The organism is Flavobacterium artemisiae (assembly GCF_042678225.1).
GTDB lineage: Bacteria > Bacteroidota > Bacteroidia > Flavobacteriales > Flavobacteriaceae > Flavobacterium > Flavobacterium artemisiae.
The window spans coordinates 352,414-375,360 of the sequence record NZ_JBHUDZ010000016.1; the positions used below are offsets into that span (position 1 = coordinate 352,414).

Below are 22,947 nucleotides of genomic sequence, written 5' to 3' on the forward strand. Positions count from 1 at the left end.
AAAATGCTATTTGTAAAGAATAGCCTATCATTTTATCATTGAGCGGCACAATATTAACTAAAAAACAAGGTAAGACTTACATTTTTGAGTACGGTTTGACTACGGTGTTTGCAAAAAAATGTACTATTAAGCCCGCAAAAAGCGTAAAACTACCTAGGATTATACATCACAAGAAAAAATTAAAAGTTGAGAATGAATTCGGTTATGTTTGCATCCGACGGAAGTTGTAATTTTTTACGAATTCGGTAGCGCGTGTCTTCTACCCCTCTAACCGAGATTCCTAAAAGCGGTGCAATTTCTTTTGTATTAAAGTTCATTCGAAGATAAGCGCACAATCGCATATCGCGCGGCGTAAGTTCTGGGTATGTTGCTTTTAATCTTTGCATAAAGTTGTCATGCAGTTGATTAAAGATTTCTTCAAATTCATTCCATTGTTTATCCCCCTGCAATTCGTGATCGATTATTTTATTGATTTTGGTTAACAAACTGAAATTTACATTCGGTTCATTTTTTTTATCAATCTGTCCAATCAATTCTTTTATAGAAAGCAGGATTTCGTTTAAATGAATTAAATTCACGGTACTCGAAGCCACTTTTGCATTTTTGAGATTTATCGTTGCTTCGAGATTTTCGCGCATAATATTCATGTTTTCCTGTTCAAACGTCAATTTCTGTTCGTTAAGCTCGGCTCTACTGCGAAGTAATTCTATTTCCTGATTTTCAATCAATTGCTCGCGTTGTCGACCCGCAACCAATTTCTGATACCTAATAATCAAATAAATTACTACACTGTAAAGTGCAAAATACATTATGTAAGCCCAAATCGTTCTATACCAAGGCGGTAAAACTTCAAAACGAAAAACGGCTTCTTCGCTCACTACATCATAAATGTTTTTTGCCCTTACATGAAAAATATATTCTTTTTCGGGTAAATTGGTGTATTCTTTTTCCGTTTGAAGACTGTAATCTGACCAAGTCGGCTCAAAACCTTCCAGCCAATATTCATATTGCGTGGCCTCGGCATCATCAAAAAATAGTGAAGAAAAAGAAAAATGAAGTGCGTTATTAGAATACGCTAAAACAGCCGACAATTTATCATGAGAACCATTTTTGTTCGGAAGTACATCATATCGGCTGGAAAACAATAAACTGTCTTTAGGAAAAATACATTTTACCTCAGAAATAACTGCTTTGTATTTCCTTTGATATTTTTTGTTTTTAACAGCGCTGTAATGAATCAATCCTTCTTGAGTTCCAAAGAAAACATTCCCGTCTGCAGTGGTTTGAATGTTTTCAAAACCTGGAATATATAAATATCTTAATTTTCTAAAAGGCAATTCTTCTTTTTGAAAATTATAGTCCTTTTTTTCAATGATTCTTCCCGTATTTTCACCCGAAACGTACCAAATATTATCTTGATTGTCCGCTTTAAGCAAACGAATATGATTTTCTAATCCAAGATATTTCTTTAAAGCTCTTTGCGGAATCATTTTTTTTGAAGACAAATCCTGCCTGTAAACTCCTTTTGTTGTTCCAAAAAGAATATCATCATCAATCTTGAAAACATTCAAAAACAAACTTGAAGGAAAACCGCTTTTTTCATTATAAAACTGAATATCGGTAACGGTATCAAAGGTTTTCTTAAATTTCAATTTATAAATTCCTTTATAGCCATGCGCAATCCAAATATTTCCCTCTTTGTCCGTTTCTATGATTCTGCTGCTTTCTTCAAAACCTTTTATTTTATGCTGATAAACCCAATTACCATTTATATTTTTCAAAAGATACAAACCCGTGTAACCGCCTGCAAGCAGTAAATCAGGATGATTTGGAACTAAAATTCCTTTCCAAACACCGTCAATTTTGGCTATCGCTTTCGCGGAATTACTATTGATTTCATAAATTCCGTTTTTTTCAAAAGCCAAAAGTGAATTTCTAAAAACACCCACATTCCAAACATTTTCAGACATTCCCGATACATGCAGAAAATGCACATTTTCTCTTTTACCGTTTTTATAATCCTCCCAATTTAACCAAAACAAACCATTGTCTGTAGCGATATATAATTTGTTCTGATAAATCTGACTGCAGTATATTTTGGTTTCTGAATTTGAATTATCGATTATTTTTGACAACGGAGAAGAAATCTGAATCTGCGAAATCCCGCCTTTAAGCGTTACCCACAAATTGCCTTCTTTATCGATTTTAAAATTGGTCACATATTCATTTTGAAGCCCGATCTGCTTATCAATATGTTGAATCAAATGTCCCGAACTATCTATAACTATCAACCCAGATTGTCGCGTTCCGATTCCGAAATATCCATCGGAAAGTTGAAGTCCTGCCGAAATTTGATTTTCCTTTAATAAATGATCCACTTCTGTAACAAATGGCCTTATTTGGTTTTGTGTATAAATGAAAATTCCATTTTTTTGAGTGAATAAAAGCAGTCCATTTTTGATTTGAAAAATTTTTCGAACCTGCATTCCAACAAACTTTTGACCATTTTCAACTGGAACTAATTTATCGTCTTTCAGCTTCAACAAACCTTTTTCATTATCAGTAACATAGATTTCTTTTCCAACTTCAAAAAAATCATCAAAACTTGTTTTCGAACCTAAAATTTTGATTTTATTATTTTTAAAAATAAAGATTGTCTCGTGAGAGAAAAAAACAACTTCATCTTTTCGAATAATCGTATGCAGTACATCACCAAAATTCTTTTCTGAAACCGGAAGAAGTTTTACTAAAGAAGTATATTGATACTGGCCGTTAGGAAGCTGAATTGTGTATCCAAAATCGCCCTGAGCGCCAACATAAATTTTGTCATGTTTATCAATCGCCAGAGAACGAACCATACTGCGGTTATCGGGCTGCGTAACAATGCTCCAGCGAACACCGTCAAACTGCATAATCCCAAAATGATTGGCAAAAAACATCATTCCTTTAGAATCCTGAATTACATCCCAATTCTCAGATGCAGCTTTGTACGTTTTCGGACTATAATTGGTAATAAACGGAACACCAATTTTTTTAATTTGGGCGTTTATAATAAAGGTAAAAAGCGATAATACTAGAATAAAAATTCTAATTATAAATTTCGTCATTTTATATCTGTCTGTAGGTTAGCTTTGTGATTTTAGGGAAATCACAATCAAAAAATGATTCTTTGGGAAAAACCATTTTAAGGGCAAAAAAACCTTCGCTTAATCAATTCTTATTTGTCGATTTAACAACAATTCACAACCAAAAAAACGAATGTACAAACTCAAATATATGAAAATTAATTTTAATGCAACAAATTACATTTTAAATTAAGAATTAGTCAAAATGACAATTAGTCGATTTTAATTAGATAATTGGGGGGAATTAGATAATTAGATAATTTTTTAACGTTGCTGCGCTTTGTCAAAGTTTAAAACTTTGACAAAGCTTTTGCAATCTATATTTTAAGCAGGTTTTTCAATTCGTCATAAGAACTAAAAAGTGTGGCTCCTTCTTCTTCTAAATCTTGATTATTAAAACCGTTTGCAAAACCGTAGACTTTAAATCCACCGCTTATGCCAGCTTTTACTCCAGCTTTACTGTCTTCTAAAACAATACAGTCTTTGACATCAAAACCCATTTCTTTGGCAGCATGAAGAAATATTCCCGGCTCTGGTTTCCAGCTATTTATTTGGTAGGAACTAAATATTTTCCCTTCAAATTTGTCCAATAAACCAGCCACTTCCAGATTCAAACGAATCTTCTCTACAGGACCACTTGAAGCCACACAATACGGAATTGTTAGTTTATTGATAAAATTTTCAACGCCTTCCATTGGTTTTACCTGTGTTTTAAAAGCATCAAAACTTTTAAGGCGATATTCCTCTTCAAAATTATCAGGAAGTTTTTGGTCGATGGCTTCTTCAATATGCCTGAAACAGTCTTTCAAATTTCTTCCGTTAAAATTGCGATAAGCATCTTCCAATTCCATTTCGAATCCGTGTTCTTGAGCCATTGCCAACAATATTCCGTTTCCGATTTTTTCTGTATCGACCAAAACTCCGTCGCAATCAAAAATGATACATTTTATTTCCATATTCTCTATTTGCATATTTAAAACAGTTCAAAAGTTGAACTAACATGTAAATTACAAAAATTATCTCGTAACAATATCATCTTAAAGTGAAGAAGAAATTTTAGAAACCATTTGCACAACAAAATCAGCTTGTGCTGGATTTATTTTCTTTAAAGCATCTGCAGCTTGAAACCACTCTCCTCTGTCTATTTCGGGAAAGCTTTGAAGTTTTCCAGATTTCGGAGGCCATTCCATTTCAAAATCATTACTCTTTATTAAAGATTCGTCAAGATCAAACTCAACTGCCCAAGCATGCACAATTTTACCCGATTTGAGTTTGGCATATTCCAGCTTAATAAAATCCCCGTCGACTTCAAAACCTGTTTCTTCTTTAAATTCCCGTATAGCAGCTTCTAGTGGATCTTCTTCCTCCGTAAATTCTCCCTTTGGAATCGACCAGCTTTCTAAATCTTTGTTTTTCCAAAACGGTCCGCCTGGATGAACTAAAAGAAAGAAAATCGTTTTATCGATAAATTTATATGCTAAAATTCCAGCGCTCTGTTTCATAATTTTTTTTGATTAATTGTGGTTTACCATCTGGCGATACAGCATCAATAAACCGTTTTCTTCTCTTTTCCAAAGATTTATACTTTTTCCCGAAACTGATGCTTTTCCTTTTTTATTATCCCACGAAACATCAACAAAATAATAACCATACTCAATAATAAAATTTTTCAACAGAATTATTCTGCTTGCTTTAATAGACAAAGAATCGATAGCAATACCGTTTGGTTTTTCATGTTCTATAAAATACGGTTTTATATTTTCCATACCTATCAACATTGGAGTATCATAAGTCAGATAAATGGCATCTTTTGTAAAAAATTCAACAGCATGTTTTTCTCCCTCTCTCCTTTTTACAAGCGCTATAATTCGCTCATTACGTTTGTATACTTCTTCTTCTATAGATTGATTTATTTTTGGTTTTGGAATCTTAGTAATATTGGATTTAATGACTGAAAATTGAGACCCATCAATTGCTTTATCTGCTCCCCAAATCTCCGATACTAAAACCAGTTTTTTGTTTTTGAGGACTTTCCATACATTCATATATTTTCCGTCATAAACCAATGAAACACCATTTTTCCCTACGGTATTGATATGAAAAGTTCCTATTTCTACAGCATAATTTTCAATAAGCTGCACTTCATAAATACTGCGTTTATAATCATTAATTTTAAAATTCGAAAGCCATTGCTTATAATAAGATTCTATATCTTTTTTGGAATACAACGCATTATGATATTCAGGCATGCATACAGGTTCTGCCTCATCATAATACCCCATAATGATAGTATTGTCGTTATGTAAAAATGATTCGGCAATCTGGTTGTTTATCAAAGTTAGTTTTTCTTTAACCTCAGTTATATTTTGCGCCGTCTGACTTTTTAATTGTAGAAAAGCCAAAAAGAAAACCAAAACCGTTAAACATCTCTTTTCCATACTCTTAAAATCATTTTATGAATTATTAAAAGTAGGAAAAGAATTAACACAACGTAAAAAAAATATTTTATATAAAATTCATTATCAGCATTTTGTACACAATTACACCTTTTATGTATTTCTGTACTGCATTAGATTTGTATTTTTATGAAATAAAAAAAGCCGTAATTTAAAAATATCGCATTTTGAAAAAATACCTTTTATCTATCGCAATTCTGGCTGGAAGTTTTACAGTTCAGTCTCAAAATAAAGTTATAACTGTCAGTAATAATTTAAATGTTGACCGCGAATTTGAAACAGTCGAATTGACTAAAAAATCTTTAGGTTTACCAGCTTCGGCAAAACTCGAAGACTATGCCATTAAAGAAAATAATACATTTCTTGAAACCCAAACCGTCGATAATGACGGCGACGGAACTGCCGATGTACTTTTGTTTCAGCCAAAAATAAAAGCTTCATCCAAACAAGATTTTGAAGTTTTAGTCGGTACAAATCCTTCTGCATCAAAAGTGGTGAATTGTTATTCACGTTTTGTACCAGAACGTACAGATGATTATGCATGGGAAAATAACAAAGTGGCTTTTAGAACTTACGGTCCTGTTGCACAAAAAATGGTCGAAGACAAAATTGCCGGAGGAACTTTAACCAGCGGAATTGATGCGTGGTTAAAAAGAGTTGATTATCCAATCATCAATAAATGGTATGAAAAAGCAACAAACGGAACTGGAACGTATCATAAAGATACAGGCGAAGGTTTAGACAATTTCCATGTTGGCGACAGTCGCGGTGTGGGTGGTATTGCCGTAAAAGTAGACGGAAAATATTATTTTTCGAAGAATTTCATCAGTTGGAAAACCATTACAACAGGTCCAATCAGAACGAGTTTTATTCTCACATATGCGGATTGGGATGCCAAAGGAAATAAAATAACTGAATCTAAATTGATCAGTTTGGATTACGGAAGTCAGCTTTCCCGTTTTGAAATCAATATCACAGGAACTAAAGAAATCGCTGCCGGTTTAACGCTTCACGAGAAAAAAGGAACAACTGGCACCAATTTAAAAGAAGGCTGGTTAAGCTATTGGGAACCTACTGACGATTCTGAAATCGGAACGGGTTTGGTTACTCCGAAAGGTTCGCTGATTAGTTTTGATAATCATATAACAGAAGAAAAAGATCTAAGCAATCTTTACGGAAATATTACGGTTAAAAACAACAAAGCTATTTATTATGTTGGTTTTGGATGGAAAAAAGGAAGTCCATTTCAGACGAAACAGGAATGGGAAAAGTATCTAAGTTCTTTTGCCGAAAAGATTAATAATCCTTTGATTGTGAAGGTTAAGAAATAGTTTTTGTTTTTTTCCGCTAAGACACAAAGTTTTTTATTTATCAAGAATTTAAAAACATAGCCCGTGGTTTCAACCACGGGTACGCAATGCATATTAAACTATAATCCTTTGATTGTGAAGGTTAAGAAGTAATATTTTTTTTGCCACTAAGGCACGAAGTTTTTTAAGCCACAGATTAAAGGATTAAAATGATTCTATTTCACGCTCCCGATAGCTATCGGGATTGCTGATTGGAGCAGATCTAATTCAGATTTTAATTTAAAACAAATCTGCTTAAATCTTTTAAATCTGCGTGAAAAAAAAACTTAGCGTCCTAGTGCCATCGTGGCAAAAAACTATCGCTTAGCAGGAAAATAATTCTCTTTCAAAATAATCTCCAACGGAATATAATGTATGCTTTCCGTTTCTTCCTGCAAGACTAATTTTTTATACAAATAGTTAATTCCCATATAACCCTGTTGTTCCGGTCTTTGATTAATCAGAAAATCAATTACACCTTTATTGAGATACTCAATGTTTTCATTTAGCAAATCATAACCAATAATTCGGACACCTTTTATATCATTTTCATCTAAAAATCGAGCGACAATATAAGCACGGGAATTTGGTACAAAAACACTGCTAATTCCAGAAAACATTTCCAGATTCATTTGATCGATACCCGAATCTTTGATCGTGACTTCAGAAAACTTGAAATTAGTCAGTTCGTCATGATCTTTAAAATAAGAATAAAAACCGTCAATGCGTTGCAAATAAACCGAAGTCGATTCGATTTCACGGGCAATTTTAAAAATCAAAACCTGTCTTTCGTTTTTTACCGCAAAACTAATCAGTCTTCCAGCCAAATAACCGCTCTGAAAAGCATCCTGCCCCACATAAGCATGTTCACTGCTATTAATATCAGAGTCAATCATGACGACGGGAATATTTTTCTTTTCAAATTCTTTTAAAAACTGAACCGATTCTTCGTAAAAAACAGGTGCAAACAATAACGCATCGCAATCAAAATCAAGCACTTTTTGAATCGATTTTTGAAAAGAAGCCACATCAAAATCATAGAAAAAATAATCAAGCGTGATTCCGAATTTTCGAAACTCTTCTTCCGCCCTTTTGATTCCGTCAATCTGACTTCTCCAATATTCCAGATTTTCATATTGAGGAAGAAAAACGACAAACCGAAACTTCTTATTCAATGCGAGATTACTAGCCAGAATATTTCGTTTATAGCCATGCTCCTCAATAATCGCATTGACCTTATCCACATTCTCCTGAGCCACTTGACCTCGGTTATGAATAATTCTATCGACAGTTCCTGGAGAAATATTTGCTAATTCGGCTATTTGCTTAATTGTTATGATACTAATTCTTTTTAAGTTAAAATCTTACTAAACACATAGTTTATCGTTTTTTTATTTAAGAAAAGTTGTTTTAGTTAACTTTTTCTCTACATTTGTAAACAGACCGTGTGCGTACACGCAAACATACACATATGTTCTAAAAAATCATAACTTTTGATTGGATTTTATTAAAACTCATGAATTTTCAAAGTCCATTCAGTTTTCAAAAAACAAATCTGAATCGGTTAAAAACTAACTAAATACAACTAAAATGATTATTGACTCACTGCAAAATGCTTCCAAATATTTTGGACTTCATCCCAATTTCAAAAAAGCATTTGATTATGTAAATCAAAACGACATTAGCAACTTGCCAGACGGTGCAATTGAAATTGCCGAAGGTCTAAAACTAATTGCTATTTCTGGTCAGGGAAACACCCGTGAAGAAGCCGTAAAAGGTTTTGAGTGTCACGACAAAAATATCGACATTCAGATTTCGCTAAAAGGACCTGAAACGTTTGCCTGGAAACCAAGAGAAAAATGTGTAAATCCAAATGGCGAATACAGCGATGAAAGAGACGTTCGTTTTTTTCATGATGCTCCAGATACTTTCTTTGAACTTCAAGAAAAACAATTTGCCATTTTGTTTCCAGAAGATGTTCATACCGCAATGATTGGTGAAGGTTTACTGCGAAAAGTAGTTATTAAAGTAAAAATATAACTCATGAGCAAAATTCAAAATACCATTGATGCTATTGTAAATCAGGGAACGCTGCCGTTATATTTCAATAGTGATGAAAATAAAACGATTGCCATTTTAAGATCACTTTATAAAGTCGGAATCAAAGCGGTTGAATACACAAGCCGTGGTCCAGAAGCTTTTTCGAATTTCAAAAAAATGATTGAAGTTCGAAATGCTGAAATGCCGGATATGCTTCTCGGAATTGGAACGATAAAAAACCTGAAACAAGCGGAAAGCTATTACGAAATTGGCGCAGACTTTTTTATCAGCCCGGGTTTTGTTCCTGAAATTGCTTCATTTTTAATTAGTAAAGAAGTTTTGTATGCACCGGGATGCATGACTCCAACAGAAATTATTGCTGCAGAAAATGCCGGAGTAAAATTCATCAAACTTTTCCCTGGGAATATTTTAGGACCCGATTTTATGAGCGGTATCAAAGATGTTTTTCCGAATCTAACTTTTATGCCAACTGGCGGAGTCGATACTACAAAAGCCAGTATTCAAAGCTGGTTTGATGCAGGCGTTTCGGCTGTTGGAATGGGAAGCAAACTCATCAGCAAAAAAGTGATGGAATACGAAGAATATGGCACCATCGAAAAGGAAACTAAAAATGTTTTGGAGATTATTGAAAATCTTAGGAAAGTATAATTTTAAATCCCAATTTTTAAATTCCAAATTCCAGTAAAAACGCAAAAAAGAAATTAACATATAAACATACTTTATTTTCCGAATAGCTTTGGAATTTGGAATTTAAAGTCTTGAAAATTTTAAAACAAAAATGGATTCAATATTTAATTTAAAAGGAAAAATTGCATTAATCACAGGAGGTGCAGGTGTATTAGGAAGCCGATTTGCTAATGTTCTAGCGCAGCAGGGCGTAATTGTGGGAATCGTTTCTCAGTCACTTGAAAAAGCAGAAAACACCGTAAAATCAATTGAAGAAAATGGCGGACAAGGATTTGCAGTTCAGGCGAATGTTTTAAACAAGGAAGAAGTAGAAAAAGCAAAAGATTTTATCGTTGAAAAATACGGTCGTCTTGATATCTTAATTAATGCTGCCGGAGGAAATATGCCGGGAGCGACAATCCAGCCGGATCAGTCAGTTTATGATATGAAAAGCGATGATTTGCAAAAAGTAATCGATTTGAATATTATCGGAACTATGCTACCAACTCAGGTTTTTTCTGAGCTGTTTGCGAAACAGAAATCAGGAAACATAATCAATATTTCGTCGGCATCGGCACAAAGACCATTAACGAGAGTTGTAGGTTATTCGGCTTCAAAAGCGGCAATCGATAATTTCACACAATGGATGGCGGTGGAACTGGCTCAAAAATACGGGGAAGGAATTCGTGTAAACGCTATTTCACCAGGATTCTTTATCGGCGAACAAAACCGAGCTTTATTATTAACTCCAGAGGGAAAATTAACACCAAGAGGCGAAAAAATCATCGATCATACGCCAATGGGAAGATTCGGAACTCCAGAAGATATTGACGGTGCGCTTATATTTTTATGCAGCGACATGTCGAAATTCGTAACTGGAACTATATTAAAAGTAGACGGCGGATTTGCTGCTACAAGTATTTAAAATATTAAATAATTACACAAAAATGGAACAAACATTAAGATGGTTCGGACCAAATGATCCTGTTTCTTTACAAGATATTAAACAAACCGGAGCAACCGGAATTGTAACAGCTTTACACCATATTCCAAACGGACAAGTTTGGACAATTGAAGAAATTTTAAAACGAAAAGTCGAAATTGAACACGAAGACGGCGATCCTAAAAAAGGTGCTTCTGGTTTAATCTGGTCAGTTGTAGAAAGTATTCCAGTTCATGAAGACATTAAAAAGCAGACTGGAAATTATCTTCAATACATTGAAAACTACAAAGAAAGCATCAGAAATCTGGCTTTGTGCGGGATTAAATGTGTTTGTTATAATTTCATGCCAGTTTTAGACTGGTCAAGAACTGATTTATCCTATACGGTTGAAGACGGTTCTAAAGCTTTACGCTTTGACATTAATGCTTTTGCGGCGTTTGAATTGTTTATTTTGAAAAGACCAGGTGCAGAAAAAGAATATTCGCTGGAACAAATTCAGAAAGCAAGAGATTATTTTGATGCTTTGAATGAAGAAGATAAAATTAAATTACAACGAAATATTTTGGCTGGACTTCCAGGTGCTGAAGAAGCGTATACAGTTGAGGATTTTCTTGTAACGTTAAGCGCTTACAACCATATTGACAGACAGGCTTTAAAGAATAATCTTTTTCATTTCCTAAAAGAAATTATTCCGGTTGCCGAAAGTAAAGGTGTTTTGATGGCTATTCACCCAGACGATCCGCCTTATCCGATTTTAGGTTTACCGAGAGTAGTAAGCACAGAAGAAGATTTGATCGAATTAATGAACGCCTCTCCTTCTCCATCAAACGGATTTACGATGTGTACGGGTTCTTACGGCGTGCGTGCCGATAATGATTTACCAGGAATTGTAAGACGTCATGGCGATAAAATGAATTTTATTCACTTAAGAAGTACGCAGCGCGATGAAGAAGGAAGTTTCTATGAAGCAAATCACCTTGAAGGCGATGTTGACATGTATGAAGTTGTAAAAGCAATTTTGGAAGTCGAAAAAAGAAACAATAGCAAATTGCCAATGCGCCCCGATCACGGACATCAAATGCTGGACGATTTAAAGAAAAAAACAAATCCGGGTTATTCAGCAATCGGCCGTTTAAGAGGTCTTGCAGAACTGCGCGGACTTGAATTAGGGATTAAACGATCCTTATGATTTTTAGTTGCTAAGACACTAAGGCACAAAGATTTTTAGCTTACGTTTTTAGTCTCGCAATCCCGATAGCTATCGGAAGCGGAGACGCAAAGTTTTTTTGTTTCACGCAGATTTAAAAAGATTTAAGCAGATTTGTTTTAAAATAAAATCTGACTTAAATCTGCTCCAATCAGCAAAATCTGCGTGAAATAAGATCTTTTTAATCCTTTAATCTGTGGCTTAAAAATCTTCGTGCCTTCAGGCCTTCGCGGCAAAACTCAATAAAACTAACTAACCACAAAAACCACAAACCATGATTCGCCAAGCCGTTTTTATATCCTGCTGTCTTTTTGCGAATACATTAGCATCGCAGGAATTACCCAAAATTATTACTTCAAAAACCAATTATCTTCCCGATTTTAGTTACGCGGGCTATCATTTCGGCGAAAGCCAGATTCCTGAAGCTAACGGAAAAATCATTAATGCAACAGACTTTGGCGTAAAAGCCAATGATGAATTAGATGATTCAAAAGCACTTTTAAAAGCTTTTAAAGCTGCAAATACTGTAGACGGAAATGTAATTTTACAATTACCCGCAGGCCGAATTATTCTCAGCGATATTCTCTACATCGAAAGAAGCAATTTTGTACTTCGCGGTGCTGGTTCTGCTGAAAACGGAACTGAAATTTATTGCCCAAGACCGATGATGTATCTTAAAGATTCGGAAGTTTTGGCCGAACTTCGCGAATACTTAACCACTTTTGATAAAAGACAACGCGAACCCGAAAACAATATCGATCTTCCGTTTTCACAATATGCCTGGTCGGGCGGTTTTATTTGGACGCAGGTTCCGGGCGAACGTGTAAAATCATATTTGGATAAATACGAACCGGATTCAAATCCGCTGGCGAAAGTGAGTTCAGGGAAAATGGGCGAACATGTCATAACCGTTTCTGATATAAAAGGTTTGAAAGTCGGCGATGTTGTCGAATTACAATTGTTCAATAAAGATGGCGAAAATGGCGAAATCATCACAGATTTATATCAAGGCGCTAAAGTAAAACCCGGTTCGCATCATTGGAAATTTCCTAAACTTCCAATTGTAAGGCAGCAGGTGGAAATTGCAAAGATTTCCGGATCTAAAATCACTTTAAAAACACCTTTAACCATTTCGATAAAACCAAGTTATCAAGCGCAATTGGTCAAATGGAAACATTTAAACGAAGTCGGAATCGAACACCTTCGTTTTACTTTTCCAGATATTCCGAGGGTTGCGCATCATGTTGAACCCGGAAATAATGGAATTTTCTTGACCCGATTATTTAATTCATGGGTTAAAGATGTAAAAATCACCAATGCCGACAGCGGTATTTTGGCGGAAGAAGTGGCAAACACAACTATTCAGGACATTATAACCGATGGTCCGCATTTAGCACATTATACCGTAACTTTAGGCGGTGTGCACAACATTCTGGTTAAGAATCTGAAAATCTATAATTCGGCAGTTCATCCCGTAAGTTTCAACACTTTTTCTACTAAAAATGTTTATCAGAATTGCGAAATATTTACAGACGCGCTTTTAGACCAGCATTCTGGAGCGAATCATCAAAATCTCTTTGACAATATTACCGTTCATATAAAACCCGATAAAAAGAATAGCTATTTATTATTTGGCGGCGGTGGCGCTGAGTATTGGAAACCTTCGCACGGTCCATTCAGCACGTTTTGGAATCTGAATGTTCAGGTTGAAAATCCAGATCCATCAAAACCAGTTTTATTGTACGGAATGAAAGACGGCGCTTTAGCAAGAATTATTGGTGTTCACGGAAATGCAAAATTTGAAATCAAATACGACGTTGATCCGTATATAGAATTTTTGAATATGCCGATTGAAAAAGTTCCGTCGCTTTACGATTATCAATTGCAAAAACGATTAAAATAGCCAAAATATCTGCCACAGATTACACAGATTAAAATGATTATTTTTCTGTGTGTTGAGTGATAGCCACTAATTTCCACGAATTAATTTATTAGATTGAAATTAGTGGAAATTCGTGAAATTCGTGGCTAAAAAATCATTTTAATCATTTTAATCTGTGGCAAAAACTTAAAACAAACACTATGAAATACACGAGCGTCTTTCTGGTTTTACTTTTTATTTCAGGAAATCTATTTTCCCAAAATAAATACCGCCTTAAAAATTTTTCTACTACTGACGGGATTTCGCAGAGTTCTGTCATTGCCATTCATCAGGATAAATTTGGGCAGATGTGGTTTGGTACGCGCGACGGACTGAATAAATACGACGGAAGCCGATTTACCGTTTTCAGAAATGATGCTTCAGATAAATATTCCATCAGCAACAACGATATTTTGGCTATCGAAGAAGACAGCTCAGGAAAAATCTGGGTGGGAACTTACAATGGGTTAAACTGTTACGATCCAGTTTCGAACCGTTTTACGAGATACCTTCATACCAAAGCCAATCACACCATTAGCAATAATGCCGTTTGGAGTATTAGGGAAATTGGCGGTGAAATGTGGTTTGGAACTTCAAAAGGATTAACGATTTTCAATAAAAAATCAGGATTATTTACTTCGGTATTTCATTCTGATGATGACACTTCTACCCTTCCGAGCAATAATATTTTAAGCATTTTAAAAACCAAAAAAGGCGAAATCTGGATTGGAACTACAAAAGGTTTGTGCCAATTAATAAATCGACAAAACGGAAAGCTTTCGTTTAAAAATTATCCTTTAAATACAACTGATTTATTAAATGTTCAATCGGTTATTGAAGATCAAAATGGCAGTTTATGGGTGGGAACAAAAAACAAAGGACTTTTAAAATTTGAATTAAATGAAAAAGCTTTTGTTTCCTTTTTAGCAGCTGAAAAATATCGTGAAATCAATACAGACATTCGTTCTTTAGTTATTGATAATCAAGGCGATTTATGGATTGGCGCTTACGACGGAATTTACATTTTAGGAAAAAATAAAAGTCTTCAAAAAATAAATAACAGCAATAACAACAACGGAATCGACAAAGTAAAGTCGGTTTTCATGGATAAAAAAGGTTCGATCTGGATTGGCTGTTATTACAAAGGCGTAAATCTTTGGGATGTTTCGAATGTGAATTTCTCCAATTACAATCAAAATTCGAAAAAGATTCCGATGAGTTTTGATGTCGTGAGTTCTATAATTGCTGATAAAAACCAGAACATTTATTTTGGAACCGAAGGCGGTGGTATTACCATTTACAATAAAAATACCGAAGCTATCAACTACATCAACAGTCAAACCGGACAAACCAATAAAAATGACATCAAAGCCATGTGTCTTTCTAATGACAACATTCTATGGATTGGAACTTTTTCGAAAGGATTATCGGCTTACAATACAATGTCAAAAAGAATTGAAGACAATAGAATTGCGCCAGAATTAAGCGAATCCTTAAAAGAAAGCGGTGTTTATTCTCTTAAAACAGAAGGCAGGATTTTATGGATTGGAACTTTTGGCAAAGGATTAATTCGTTACGATACCACCAATAAAACTTTTGATTTTATTGGAAATGACAATACAAAAACCGTTTTTCTAACCAACAATATTTTACGTACTATTTTGGTTGACAAACAAAATTCGCTTTGGGTTGGAACTCAAAACGGATTGAATCGCATTCCGCTTCAAAATTTTAATCTGAAAAAATACCAAATAAAGCACTTTTTTTACGATCATTCGTCTTTGTCTGGTGATGATATTCTGACTTTGTTTCAGGATTCGCAAAACAAAATCTGGGTTGGTACCAAAGCAAAAGGACTTCATTATTTTGACGGACAAAAATTCAACCGCATTAACCTGAAAATTGGAAATACTGTTATCACATCTATTCATTCCATTTTAGAAGATGATTATAAAAATCTGTGGATCAGCACCAATCAAGGAATCATCAAATACAATACGATTAAAAAATCTATTGTGATTTACGATCAAAAAGACGGTTTGGCAAGTAATGAATTTAACGATAATTCGGCTTTAAAACTAGCTTCCAATCAATTCTATTTCGGAAGTCCATCGGGCGCTACTTTTTTTGATCCTACAAAAATTTCTCTAAATAAATATGCGCCTCAAGTTTTAATTACCGATTTAAAAATTAAAAACGAAACGATCAATGCGCATGATAAAGACGGTATTTTAGAGCAAAGTATTGGTTTTACCAACAACATTACTTTGGATTACGATAAGGCGAATTTCTCGATTAATTTTGCGATTCCAAATTACATTCGATCCAAAAATAATCAATATCGATATCGTCTAATCGGGTTAGAAAACAACTGGACGACCACTAAAAACAGCGAAGCTAATTTTGCCATTCAGAATCCTGGAACGTATACTTTTGAAGTTATCGGTTCGAACAACGACGGCGTGTGGAATAAAACGCCGACAACTTTAACCGTTATTGTAAATCCGGCTCCGTGGCGAAGTATTTGGGCATTTTTACTGTACGGAATTATAATTGGCTTAGGATTATATGGTTTGATTTGGATTATGAAATCGAAAGCAAGACTGAAACAAAAATTAGAATTGGAATATCTAGAAACACAGCGAATTGAAGAAAACAACAAACTAAAACTGGATTTCTTTACGAATATTTCACACGAATTTAGAACGCCTTTGACTTTGATTTTAGGTCCGTTACAGCAGATTCTAGCCGATTATAATGGAACCAACGAAATGTACAAAAAGCTTTTGGTGATTGAAGGAAGCGCGAATCATCTTTTAAGTCTGATTAACCGTTTAATGGATTTCAGAAAACTGGAAAATCACCAAGTTACATTAGAATCAGCAAACGGAAACATTGTCAAATTCACCAAAGAAATCTTTTTATCTTTTATAGAATATGCCAAAGACGGCGGTTACGACTATACTTTTGAAACCGAAAACGAAGAAATTCTAGTTTATTTTGACCGATATAAACTGGAACGCGTTTTCTATAATTTGATTTCAAATGCTTTCAGATATACTCCAAAAGGCGGTTCAATAAAAATTAATATCAATCACGATCAGGAGAATCTTTTTATAGCTGTTGAAGATTCTGGTGTCGGTATTTCTGAAGAACATATCGATAAAATTTTTGATTTGTTTTTTGAAATTCCAACCCACAATCAGGTTCAGAAAAACTATAATAAAGGAACAGGAATCGGACTTTCGATCGTAAAAAATATTGTCGAATTACATAAAGGAAAAATCGATGTTACTAACAAACCTTCTGGCGGCGTTATTTTTAAAGTGACTTTACCGCTTGGGCGCGAACATCTGCTGGACAGCGAAATTATTTCTGATTTTAAAATTAGTGATGATATTGAACAATACAATGCGCAATTGGAGCCTTCGGAAATTATTGAAAATGAAGACCTCGAAGATTTAATTGTTAATGAAGAAAAGCAAACGATTTTAATTGTTGAAGATCATAAAGTCTTGAGAAAGTTCATGAAAAACCTGCTCAAAAAAGACTACAACATTATTGAAGCCGAAAATGGCAAAATCGCTTTAGAAAAAGCTTTAAAATTTGTTCCGAATTTGATTATCAGCGACGTAATTATGCCTGAAATGGTGGGAACTGAATTGTGTTCAAAAATAAAAGAAAACATTAAAACCAGTCATATTCCGGTTATTCTACTTACTTCGCGATCTTCTTTGGTTTACAAATTTGAAGGATTAGAAAGCGGTGCCGATGATTACATCAGCAAACCATTTAATTTAATGGAATTCAGGCTTCGTGTGAAAAATCTTTTGAATACTACGGAACGTCTGAGAATTAAATTTTCAAGTGAAGACAGTTTTATTCCGTCAGAAATTACGGTTTCATCGCTTGACGAAGAACTTTTAAAGAAAGCATTCAAAATTGTCGAAGAAAATATTTCGAACGAACAATTCGATATTCCGTTCTTCTGTTCCGAATTGGGTGTCAGCCGAACGATGTTATTCTTAAAAATAAAAGCTTGGACGAATTGCACGCCAAACGAATTCATTCATGAAATTAGATTAAAACGTGCGGCTCAATTATTAGAACAAAATAAATTAACCGTTTCAGAAATCAGTTATAAAGTTGGTTTTAATAATCCGAAATACTTTAGCAAATGCTTTCAGAAAAAGTACGGTGAAACTCCAACACAATATTCCGATAAATTTTATAAATCTTCGGCCACAATTTAAAAAACCACTGTTTTTAAGGGTTAAAAAAGGGTATCTGTATTTTTAGATACCCTTTTTTGTATTTCTATATCGTTTTCGGCATCTACATTTGCGATATGAAAGTCAAGAAAAACTACTTCTTATTACTTCAGATTTTATTTGTCGTAATCATCATTGGAATGAGTTTATTGATTTTTTATTACTGCTAACTTTTAACCTTAAAACCAAAAAATGAATGTTTACAAATCACAAAAACAAACCTTTTAAATGGTGTTTACTGGTATCTTTTTTACTGGTAAATTTCATTGTGAATGCACAGGACAAAAAAGTCACTGGAAAAATTACTTCCAGCGAGGATCAACTCGGACTTCCTGGTGCCAATGTTTATATTAAAAATTCGTCTGTTGGCGCTTCTGCTGACATGGACGGAAATTACTCTGTAATTGTTAATGAAAAAAATGCCGTTTTAGTTTTCAACTTCGTCGGATTTCAAACGGTAGAAATTCCAGTTGGCACTAAATCAGTTATTAATGTAAGTTTAAAACCAGATACAAAAGCGCTGGACGAAGTAATTGTAGTGGGTTACGGTACGCGTAAAAAAAGCGACATTACTGGTTCTGTTTCTTCTGTAACTGCAAAAGAACTAACTGCTTATCCCGTATTAAGCGCAGAACAGGCTTTACAGGGACGCGCTGCCGGTGTATCGGTAATGTCTAATAATGGTGGTGAACCGGGCGCTCCTGTAAAAATCAGGGTTCGTGGCGGTACTTCTATCAATGCGAGTGGAGATGCGCTTGTTGTCGTTGATGGTTTTGCAGGCGCTTCTATGCCGGCGCCTCAGGACATTGCTTCTATCGAAGTTTTAAAAGATGCTTCGGCAACGGCAATTTACGGATCAAGAGGTTCAAACGGGGTTATTATGGTTACCACTAAAAAGGGAAAACCGGGAAAACCAGTAATTGAATTCAGCAACTCGACTTCTGTACAATCGGTAAACAATAAACTGCATTTGTTAAACGCCGATCAGTTTGCTGCGTATAGAAAAAGTTTCACTACACATACGCAAGGGCCTGCAAATTCTGACTGGCAGGATATTATTTACCGTGACGGAATGATTTCGAATACACAATTGTCATTTTCTGGAGGTTCTGAAAACGTGAGATATTATGTTTCGGGAACGTATTTCAACCAAAATGGTGTGGTAATTAATTCTGGGATTGACAGATACACGATTGTAAGTAATTTGGAAGCTGATTTATCTCCAAAGTTTAAAGTTGGTTTAAACACTTTTACCAGTAAACAAAAGAAAGACGGAATTGTAAGTCAGACCGGAGCTGGTGGAACTGGTGCTGCGGGTGTAATTGCTTCTGCTTATCGTTTTATGCCGGATAAAGGAATTTATAACGCTGACGGAACTTATACGACAACTGCACCAATTGGAGACGATATCGACAATCCGTATGCAACTGCAATGGAAAATATTCTGGAAACCGTTAATATCACAAACCGAAACAATTTCTTTGCGCAGTATCAAATTACAAAAGATCTTGATTTTAAAACTACTTTAGGTTTAACCGATAGCAATTCGCAAACGGGAAGATTTATTCCTTCGACTTTAATTGCTGGAAAAAACATCAAAGGAGAAGCTTCTGTAAACAATACAAGATTTTCTTCTTTCCTGACAGAGAATTATTTGACGTTTAAACGTGAAATTATCGACAGAGGTATTTTGACCGTTTTGGGTGGTTACTCGTACCAAAAGAACAAAAACGAAAATTCGTATGCTGCTTCAAGAGGATTTTTGACGAATACCAATTCGTATAGAAATTTAGGCGCCGGAACTGTTTTCTTAAAACCAGATTCAGGTTTATCTGAAACGGAGCTGATTTCTGCTTTTGGTCGTTTAAACTTTGATTATGCTGATAAATATTTACTAACGTTTACAGCCAGACGAGATGGTTCTTCAAGCTTTAGTAAAAACTACAAATACGGAACTTTCCCTTCTGGAGCAATTGGTTGGAACATTAGCAAAGAAAATTTCTTAAAAGACAACAAAACCATTTCAAACTTAAAATTAAGAGCAAGTTACGGAGCAACAGGGAACCCGTCAATTGGCGCCTACTCTACGCTATCTCGCTTTTCTGAAATTTATTATGTGAGTGGTGATGTAATTGTAAATGCGGTACAATTGACTTCTTTGGATAATCCAAATTTAAAATGGGAAACATCGTATCAACAAGATTACGGTATTGATTTAGGTTTGTTTGATAACCGAATCAGTATTACGGCAGATTATTATAAAACCATCACGAAAGATTTGTTGTTTAACAGACCGCTTCCGGGAGTTTCAGGAATTGCTTCGCAGCTTCAAAACGTGGGAGAATTAGAAAATAAAGGATGGGAATTAGGAATTAATACCAGAAACTTTACAGGTCCAGATTTTACATGGTCTACAAACTTTAATATTTCTTCGAACAAAAACAAAGTATTAAAACTAGCCGACAATAAAGATCTTTTAATCAACTCTGCTCCGGGGCATTTCTTGGCAACTGAATCGCAGATTTTAAGAGTGGGACAGCCTGTTGGTTCTTTCTTCGGATTTATTTATGATGGTGTTATTCAGCAGGGAGAAACGGTTTTACCAGGAAATTTTGAAACTGTTGCTGGAGGTGAAAAATTCAGAGATTACAATGGTGACGGAAAATTAGATTCTCAGGATAAAACCATTATCGGAAATCCAAACCCAGATTTCATTTTCGGATTCAACAATGACTTCACATACAAAAATCTGGATTTGAATATCTTCTTCCAAGGTTCTCAAGGCGGTCAAATCTTAAATTATACTTTAATGGAATTGGCTTCTGGAAACAATAATGCGACTACAGAAGTTTTAGATGCATGGACACCGACAAACACAGACACAAATGTGCCAATCAATGCGGCAAGAACCAAAAGAATCACTTCAAGATTTGTTTATGATGGAAGTTACATTCGTCTGAAAAACGTTTCGATCGGATATAGTTTAGACGAGAAAATCGTTTCAAAAATGGGATTAAACAAGGTTCGTTTTTACATCAGTGCACAAAATCTTTGGACGATTACTGATTATCCAGGAACCGATCCTGAAACGAATTACTTAAACGACACCAATTCAAGAAGTAACACCAATTTAGGATTGGATTACGGAGGATATCCAAACGTAAGAACGTTCACTTTTGGATTTAATGTAAAATTTTAGTCAAATACAACTATCATGAAAAAATATATAGCTTTTCTATTTATCGGAACACTGGCTTTTTTCAGCTGTTCTGATCTCGAAGAAAAACCAGTCGGAATCATTCGTCCTGATAATTTCTTCAACAATACCGACGATTTGCAAGCGGCTGTAAACGGAGCTTTTGCCAATATTGCCCACAATAATTACTGGGGAAGAGAATTTACAATTGCCCTGATGCTCCGCGATGATATGGCCGATATTGGCGACAGAACCACTCAGGCCGCACGTATCGATGTAAATGATATGAGTATGAATGATACTAACGCACTTGTGGCAAACTTTTGGCCGCAATCGTATGTCATTATTACAGCAGCCAATCAAGCGATTGAAGGCGCTAAAAAAACACCTGGAGATCCTGCAAAAGTAAACGCCATTGTGGCTCAGGCTTATTTTGCAAGAGCATTTACGTATTATCATTTGGTACGCCTTTTTGGGGATATTCCATACATTGATTTTGTGGTGAACGATGTCAAGCAAATCAACAGTATGAGCAAAACCAAAGAAGCAGATGTGTATCCAAAAATCATTGCCGATTTAGAATTTGCAAAACAATGGTTAGAAGACAAACCAAAAGTTAAGGCGGTGCCAGGAAAAGGAACTGCTGCGGGTTATTTAGCTTCAGTTTACTTGACTTTAGGCAATTTCCAAAAAGCGTATGATGAATCTAAATATGTAATTACAAACGAAGCTAAATTTGGTTTAGGTTTGGATGCTGATTTTCAGGATTTGTTTAATGCTACCAAAACGGCTTCGTTAAAAGAACCTCTTTTTACAATTGACTTTAACAACTTAACATCAGGAAATTACGGTCAAGATTATACTGCATTTTTCACAGGTTCGTTAAAAGATGACAGTTACAGTTATGGCCAAGGATTCTCAGTTGCGGTTCCATCATTAAAAGTATTCAACACTTGGGATCAAAGAGATTACAGAAGAGCCGTAAGTTTTGATACGATTATCAGAAAGAAAACAGGTCCGGGCGGATCGCTGCAGGTTTTCCCTTCAAGCGATAACGAAAAAGCGCCTCGTCCGCATATTGCCAAATATTTCCGTTTTCCGGGAAAAACTGGAGCTAACGGAAGAACTTCGCAGCACAATTATATCACGATGCGTTATGCCGAAGTTTTATTAACTGCTGCCGAAGCTTTAAACGAAATTACTCCAGGAACTACCGAAGCAGACGGTTATGTAAACCGCGTTCGTGCAAGAGCAAGAAACAAAGCCGGAAAACTGGTTTCATTTCCTGCAAATGTAACGCCGGGACTTTCTCAGGCTGATTTTAGAAAATTGGTTATTGATGAAAGAAGATTAGAACTGGCGTTTGAATATATCAGATGGTACGATATTAAAAGACTTAAAAATGGTCCAGAAGTATTTGGCTCTGCTGGTTTAGAACCGCACGCTAATTTCGATCCAAACAAAGATTATTTATGGCCGCTTCCGGGAACAGAATTGGCTATTAATCCAAATTTAAAACCGAATAATCCTGGGTATTAAATGAACGCGGATGATACGGATTCGCTATCGCGATCCCGATAGCTATCGGGAGCGGATTGAAACGGATTTTTTAATCACGTCGCGTATAATTAGGTTTCACGCAGATTTAAAAAGATTTAAGCTGATTAAAATTGATAAAAAAATCTGCTTTATCTGCCAAAATCCTTTTAAATCTGCGTGAAATAAAAATCATCAAAAAAATCCGTACCAATC

The 22,947-nt window shown here is 35.0% G+C and carries 14 protein-coding genes; 9 read left to right on the forward strand and 5 right to left on the reverse strand.

Translation table 11 applies throughout. The features are described 5' to 3' along the window. Positions 1 to 179: 179 nt before the first annotated feature. From ACFSC2_RS17885 to ACFSC2_RS17900, 4 genes are all read right to left on the reverse strand, one after another. Positions 180 to 3,107: a triple tyrosine motif-containing protein gene (locus tag ACFSC2_RS17885; protein ID WP_379815705.1), complete on the reverse strand. Its 2,928-nt coding sequence runs from the start codon at positions 3,105 to 3,107 to the stop codon at positions 180 to 182. Positions 3,108 to 3,442: 335 nt separating this feature from the next. Further along, a complete protein-coding gene (locus ACFSC2_RS17890; RefSeq protein WP_379815706.1) occupies positions 3,443 to 4,096 on the reverse strand; it encodes an HAD family hydrolase in 654 nt (217 codons plus the stop codon). A 66-nt stretch (positions 4,097 to 4,162) separates the two neighbouring features. Next, on the reverse strand, positions 4,163 to 4,627 hold the full coding sequence (locus tag ACFSC2_RS17895) for an NUDIX hydrolase (RefSeq protein WP_379815707.1): 465 nt from the start codon (positions 4,625 to 4,627) through the stop codon (positions 4,163 to 4,165). A 12-nt stretch (positions 4,628 to 4,639) separates the two neighbouring features. Continuing rightward, positions 4,640 to 5,563: a nuclear transport factor 2 family protein gene (locus ACFSC2_RS17900; RefSeq protein WP_379815708.1), complete on the reverse strand. Its 924-nt coding sequence runs from the start codon at positions 5,561 to 5,563 to the stop codon at positions 4,640 to 4,642. A 185-nt stretch (positions 5,564 to 5,748) separates the two neighbouring features. Here ACFSC2_RS17900 and ACFSC2_RS17905 point away from each other — a divergent pair, with 185 nt between their 5' ends. Further along, on the forward strand, positions 5,749 to 6,912 hold the full coding sequence (locus ACFSC2_RS17905) for a DUF4861 family protein (RefSeq protein ID WP_379815709.1): 1,164 nt from the start codon (positions 5,749 to 5,751) through the stop codon (positions 6,910 to 6,912). A 335-nt stretch (positions 6,913 to 7,247) separates the two neighbouring features. On the opposite strand, the gene ACFSC2_RS17910 is transcribed toward ACFSC2_RS17905, so the two are convergent. After that, positions 7,248 to 8,276, reverse strand: a complete 1,029-nt coding sequence (locus ACFSC2_RS17910) for a LacI family DNA-binding transcriptional regulator (protein ID WP_379815909.1) — start codon at positions 8,274 to 8,276, stop codon at positions 7,248 to 7,250. Between the two features lie 244 nt (positions 8,277 to 8,520). Between ACFSC2_RS17910 and ACFSC2_RS17915 the strand changes: the two genes are divergently transcribed. The 8 genes from ACFSC2_RS17915 to ACFSC2_RS17950 all read left to right on the forward strand — a co-directional run bounded on the left by ACFSC2_RS17915 (position 8,521) and on the right by ACFSC2_RS17950 (position 22,734). After that, a complete protein-coding gene (locus ACFSC2_RS17915) occupies positions 8,521 to 8,970 on the forward strand; it encodes a NanQ anomerase/TabA/YiaL family protein (RefSeq protein WP_379815710.1) in 450 nt (149 codons plus the stop codon). A 3-nt stretch (positions 8,971 to 8,973) separates the two neighbouring features. After that, the gene (locus ACFSC2_RS17920; protein WP_379815711.1) at positions 8,974 to 9,639 is read left to right on the forward strand and encodes a beta/alpha barrel domain-containing protein; all 666 of its coding nucleotides are present in this window, start codon (positions 8,974 to 8,976) and stop codon (positions 9,637 to 9,639) included. A 130-nt stretch (positions 9,640 to 9,769) separates the two neighbouring features. After that, positions 9,770 to 10,582, forward strand: coding sequence for an SDR family oxidoreductase (locus ACFSC2_RS17925; RefSeq protein ID WP_379815712.1), 813 nt, complete (start codon positions 9,770 to 9,772; stop codon positions 10,580 to 10,582). Positions 10,583 to 10,604: 22 nt separating this feature from the next. Then, a complete protein-coding gene (gene uxuA / locus ACFSC2_RS17930) occupies positions 10,605 to 11,789 on the forward strand; it encodes a mannonate dehydratase (RefSeq protein WP_379815713.1) in 1,185 nt (394 codons plus the stop codon). A 292-nt stretch (positions 11,790 to 12,081) separates the two neighbouring features. Then, positions 12,082 to 13,710, forward strand: coding sequence for a DUF4955 domain-containing protein (locus ACFSC2_RS17935; protein ID WP_379815714.1), 1,629 nt, complete (start codon positions 12,082 to 12,084; stop codon positions 13,708 to 13,710). A gap of 179 nt (positions 13,711 to 13,889) precedes the next feature. Then, positions 13,890 to 17,981 (forward strand): two-component regulator propeller domain-containing protein, encoded by a 4,092-nt coding sequence (locus ACFSC2_RS17940; RefSeq protein WP_379815715.1) that lies wholly within the window; start codon positions 13,890 to 13,892, stop codon positions 17,979 to 17,981. A gap of 214 nt (positions 17,982 to 18,195) precedes the next feature. After that, positions 18,196 to 21,198, forward strand: a complete 3,003-nt coding sequence (locus ACFSC2_RS17945) for a SusC/RagA family TonB-linked outer membrane protein (RefSeq protein ID WP_379815716.1) — start codon at positions 18,196 to 18,198, stop codon at positions 21,196 to 21,198. A 15-nt stretch (positions 21,199 to 21,213) separates the two neighbouring features. Beyond that, positions 21,214 to 22,734 (forward strand): RagB/SusD family nutrient uptake outer membrane protein, encoded by a 1,521-nt coding sequence (locus tag ACFSC2_RS17950; protein WP_379815717.1) that lies wholly within the window; start codon positions 21,214 to 21,216, stop codon positions 22,732 to 22,734. The last annotated feature ends 213 nt before the right edge of the window (positions 22,735 to 22,947 follow it).

Excerpts from the sequence above, each read along its gene's own strand:
- ACFSC2_RS17935 (WP_379815714.1), top strand. The coding sequence starts at position 12,082 with ATGATTCGCCAAGCCGTTTTTATATCCTGCTGTCTTTTTGCGAATACA.
- ACFSC2_RS17915 (WP_379815710.1), top strand. The coding sequence starts at position 8,521 with ATGATTATTGACTCACTGCAAAATGCTTCCAAATATTTTGGACTTCAT.
- ACFSC2_RS17900 (WP_379815708.1), bottom strand. The coding sequence starts at position 5,563 with ATGGAAAAGAGATGTTTAACGGTTTTGGTTTTCTTTTTGGCTTTTCTA.
- ACFSC2_RS17890 (WP_379815706.1), bottom strand. The coding sequence starts at position 4,096 with ATGCAAATAGAGAATATGGAAATAAAATGTATCATTTTTGATTGCGAC.
- ACFSC2_RS17945 (WP_379815716.1), top strand. The coding sequence starts at position 18,196 with ATGTTTACAAATCACAAAAACAAACCTTTTAAATGGTGTTTACTGGTA.
- ACFSC2_RS17925 (WP_379815712.1), top strand. The coding sequence starts at position 9,770 with ATGGATTCAATATTTAATTTAAAAGGAAAAATTGCATTAATCACAGGA.
- ACFSC2_RS17950 (WP_379815717.1), top strand. The coding sequence starts at position 21,214 with ATGAAAAAATATATAGCTTTTCTATTTATCGGAACACTGGCTTTTTTC.
- ACFSC2_RS17885 (WP_379815705.1), bottom strand. The coding sequence starts at position 3,107 with ATGACGAAATTTATAATTAGAATTTTTATTCTAGTATTATCGCTTTTT.
- uxuA (WP_379815713.1), top strand. The coding sequence starts at position 10,605 with ATGGAACAAACATTAAGATGGTTCGGACCAAATGATCCTGTTTCTTTA.
- ACFSC2_RS17895 (WP_379815707.1), bottom strand. The coding sequence starts at position 4,627 with ATGAAACAGAGCGCTGGAATTTTAGCATATAAATTTATCGATAAAACG.
- ACFSC2_RS17940 (WP_379815715.1), top strand. The coding sequence starts at position 13,890 with ATGAAATACACGAGCGTCTTTCTGGTTTTACTTTTTATTTCAGGAAAT.
- ACFSC2_RS17920 (WP_379815711.1), top strand. The coding sequence starts at position 8,974 with ATGAGCAAAATTCAAAATACCATTGATGCTATTGTAAATCAGGGAACG.